We start from the raw sequence: 3,539 nt of genomic DNA on the forward strand, positions 1-3,539 counted from the left end.
GGGGCGGTGCGTGGTGAGGAGGTGGTCGCTGGTCGGTTGGGTGTGGTGTTTACGGGTCAGGGGTCGCAGCGGGTGGGGATGGGGCGTGGGTTGTACGCCTCGTATCCGGTGTTCGCGGAGGCGTTTGACGAGGTTTGCGCGGTCGTGGACGGTCTGCTGGGGCGGTCGTTGAAGGAGGTCGTGTTCGGCGCGTCTGAGCTGTTGGATCAGACGGGGTTTGCCCAGCCTGCGTTGTTCGCTGTCGAGGTGGCGTTGTTCCGGTTGGTGGAGTCGTGGGGTGTGCGGCCGGACTTCGTTGCCGGGCATTCGATTGGTGAGGTCGCGGCGGCGTTTGTGGCGGGTGTGTGGTCGCTGGAGGATGCGGCGGCGTTGGTGGTGGCGCGGGGCCGGTTGATGCAGGCGCTGCCCGAGGGCGGTGTGATGGTGGCGGTCGAGGCCACCGAGGATGAGGTCACCCCGCTGCTGACCGAGGGCGTGAGTATCGCCGCGATCAACGGCCCGGCATCGCTGGTGCTGTCCGGGGCCGAGGACGCGGTGATGGCGGTGGCCGGGCGTTTTGAGGGCCGCCGGGTGAAGAGGCTGCGGGTTTCGCATGCCTTCCACTCGCCGCTGATGGACGGAATGTTGGATGACTTCCGCCAGGTTGTGGCCGGTCTGAGCTATGCCGATCCGCGTTTGCCGGTGGTGTCGAATCTGACGGGTGAGCTGGCTGACCCTGCGCGGTTGTGTTCGCCGGAGTATTGGGTGGAGCACGTGCGGGGCACGGTCCGGTTCGCTGATGGGGTTGAGGCTCTGCGGGGGCAGGGCGTGGCCACGTTCCTGGAGTTGGGTCCTGATGGTGTTCTGACCGCGATGGTTGGTGAGGGTGGTGTGCCGTCGCTGCGTCGTGATGTGGCCGATGAGCGCCGGGCGCTGCTGACGGCCGTAGGGCGGCTGCATGCGCGTGGTGTCGCGGTGGACTGGCAGGCGGTGTTCGCGGGGACGGACGCCCGCCGCGTCGACCTGCCGACGTACGCCTTCCAGCGACAGCAGTACTGGATCATCTCCGGCATCTCGGCAGTCGACGGCGCTTTGGCCGCCGAACACCCGCTGCTCAGCACCGTGGTGGCCGTATCAGATACCGGCGGTGTGCTGTGCACCGGCCGCCTCTCCCTGACGGCTCAGCCCTGGCTGGCCGATCACGTCGTATCGGGTGTGGCTTTGCTGCCGGGTGCGGCGTTGGTGGAGTTGGCGGTTCGTGCTGGGGATGAGGTGGGCGCGGGGTCGTTGCGGGAGTTGGTGATCGAGGCTCCGTTGGTTCTGCCGGAGTCGGGTGCGGTGCGGGTGCAGGTGTCCGTTGGCGGGGCGCAGGCTGATGGTGTGCGTTCGGTCGCGGTGTACTCGCGGGCCGACGATGCGGTGTCCGAGGCACCGTGGACGCGCCATGCCAGCGGTCAGCTCGCGAACCAGGCACCGGCCCCTGCGCGCTCCTTTGACGTCTGGCCTCCGGAGGGCGCGGAAGCCGTCAATCTGGAGGGGTTCTACGAGGCGCAGGTGGCGGCGGGGTACGACTACGGGCCGTTGTTTCAGGGGCTCAGGACCCTCTGGACACTCGACGGGACCATCTTCGCCGAGGTCGCTCTGCCCACGGAGGAGGCGGAAGCGGCGGCCGGATTCGGGCTGCATCCGGCACTGCTCGACTCCGTGTTGCACTGTGGTGCGTTCACCGAGCGCAAGGCCGAGGCGGGCAAGGTCATTCTCCCGTTCGCGTGGAGTGGGCTGACCCTGCACGCGGTCGGCGCGTCGGCGCTGCGAGTGCGTATGACACCGACCGGTCCTGAATCGGTCGCGCTGGAGATCGCGGACGGTGACGGTGCCCCCGTGGCATCGGTCGAGTCGCTGGTGCTGCGCGCCGTCGCCGCGGACCAGATGAAGACGGCCGGACAGCCTGGGACGGACTCCTTGTTCCGCATGGAATGGACGGAGCTGCCGGTCGACGCCACGACGGGGACCCTCGCTCCCCGCTCGGTGTCGATGTCCTGGGACATTGAGGAACTGGTCAGCTCCGGTGCGGCGCTACCGGACGTGCTGGTCGTCGACGCGATCGACGGCGTGGTGAGCGCCGAGCGGGTGCGGGGCCTCTCCGGCCGGGTGCTGGGGATCCTCCAGGCGTTCCTGGCCGCCCCGGAGCTGGATGCCAGCCGGTTGGTCGTGGTCACGCGGGGCGCGGTCGGGGTGTCCGGCGATGCCGAGGTGACCGACCCGGCGGGTGGCGCGGTGTGGGGTCTGGTGCGCTCGGCTCAGGCGGAGAACCCGGGCCGCATCGTGCTGATGGACGTGGATGAGCATCACGAATCCCGTGGCGCGATGGCAGGCGTGCTCACAGCGGAAGAACCGCAGGTGGCGGTGCGCGGTGGGACGGTGTGGATCCCGCGGCTGGTCCGTACGTCCGCCGAGGTCGACGTACGTACGCCCGCCGAGGGCGGCCCCTCCTCCCCGGCCTTGGACCCCGAGGGCACGGTGCTGATCACGGGCGGAACCGGGACGCTGGGCGGATTGGTGGCCCGCCACCTCGTCACCCAACACGGCGTGCGGAAGCTGCTGTTGGCCAGCCGCCGTGGCGTGGACGCGGCGGGCGCCGGAGAGCTGAAGGCCGAGCTGGAGAAGCTCGGCGCGGACGTCACCGTGGCGGCCTGCGATGTCTCGAAGCGCCGAGCGGTGAAGAAGCTGTTGGCGGGCATTCCGGCGGAGTCGCCGCTGAGGGGCGTGGTGCACACGGCGGGTGTCCTCGACGATGGTGTGATCGCGAGCCTGGACCAGGACCGCCTGGGCGCGGTGTTCCGGCCGAAGGTCGATGCGGCGCTGATGTTGCACGAGCTGACCGCCGGACTGGACCTGGACGCGTTCGTACTGTTCTCCTCCGCGGCCGGAGCGATCGGCGGCCCGGGCCAGGGCAACTACTCCGCGGCGAACGCGTTCCTGGACTCACTTGCCCAGTGGCGTCGGGCCCAGGGCCTGCCCGCCGTGTCCCTGGGGTGGGGGCTCTGGGGCGAGTCCGGCGGAATGATCGACGCGATGAGCGAATCCGACCAGGCCCGTATGGGGCGTGGCGGTGTTCAGCCGCTGTCGTCCGACGAAGGCATGGCGCTGTTCGACATCGGCCTGAGTACGGATGACTCGGTGTTGGTGCCCGTGAAGTTCGACTTCGCTGCTCTGACGGCCCAGGCCCAGGCGGATCGGCTCCCGTCCATCCTGCGCGGGCTGGTCCGCCAGCCACGACGAACGGCCCAGACCATGGCCACCGCGACACATCACGATGGTCTGGCTGGTCGGTTGGTGGGGTTGTCGGGTGAGGAGCAGGGGCGGGTGTTGGTGGATGTGGTGTGTGGTGAGGTGGCGGTGGTGTTGGGGCATGCGGGTGCGGGGAGTGTGGGGGCGCGGCAGTCGTTCAGTGATCTGGGGTTTGATTCGCTGACGGCGGTGGAGTTGCGTAATCGGTTGAACGCGGTGTCGGGGCTGCGGTTGCCTGCGACGTTGATTTTCGATTATCCGTCGCCGGT

Annotated in this window: 1 protein-coding gene; it reads left to right on the top strand. The window is 69.1% G+C overall.

Going from position 1 to position 3,539, the window contains the following annotated elements; translation table 11 throughout:
• Positions 1-78: 78 nt before the first annotated feature.
• Positions 79-3,539: type I polyketide synthase (locus ACZ6CL_RS42790; protein ID WP_468946961.1), on the top strand; the 3,461-nt coding region annotated here is incomplete at its 3' end.

It is taken from the genome of Streptomyces sp. NPDC041200, from assembly GCF_055591805.1.